Genomic DNA, 468 nt, shown 5'->3' with positions numbered 1-468 from the left:
GCTCGATGTCCGCTGCTGACACATTCTCTACCGCAAGTTCAGCAGCAAGGCCCTCAAGAGCAGTACGTATCACTTTTATCTGTACATAACGATCTTGACTGAGTTCCGGGACAACGACAAACCGGCCCGAACGGAGTTCGAATGCCTGCTCGCTCACAAGACGCAAGCACGCTTCACGCACAGGGGTGACACTCGTGCCGAGCCTTTCCGCGAGCTCTTGCATCAAAAGCCGCTCGCCGGGAGCAAAACTCCCCACAATCAAACCCTCACGCAGCTTGGTATAAATCCTGGCAGACAGGCTCCCCATCTCCCCCGGCTGCATGTCCATAACACTCATCGTCTCAACTCCTAATCCCTACTGCTTGCATACCTGAACCGGACGCCACGACCAACCACTTATATCTTATAATCCAGCCGTGCACGTTAGATGACGAATTTTATTCCAAATCCAACAAAGCAGTTGTCAAC

1 protein-coding gene is annotated in these 468 nt (G+C 52.6%); it reads right to left on the bottom strand.

Annotation, left to right across the window (positions count from 1 at the left end):
* Positions 1-337: GntR family transcriptional regulator (locus AB4Z23_RS28455; RefSeq protein ID WP_441361303.1), on the bottom strand; the 337-nt coding region annotated here is incomplete at its 3' end.
* Positions 338-468: the final 131 nt, after the last annotated feature.

Source organism: Agrobacterium sp. MCAB5 (assembly GCF_052114365.1).
Taxonomy (GTDB): domain Bacteria; phylum Pseudomonadota; class Alphaproteobacteria; order Rhizobiales; family Rhizobiaceae; genus Agrobacterium; species Agrobacterium tumefaciens.
The sequence above is the reverse complement of the archived record's forward strand: the minus strand, read 5'-3'. Positions and strand labels throughout refer to the sequence as shown.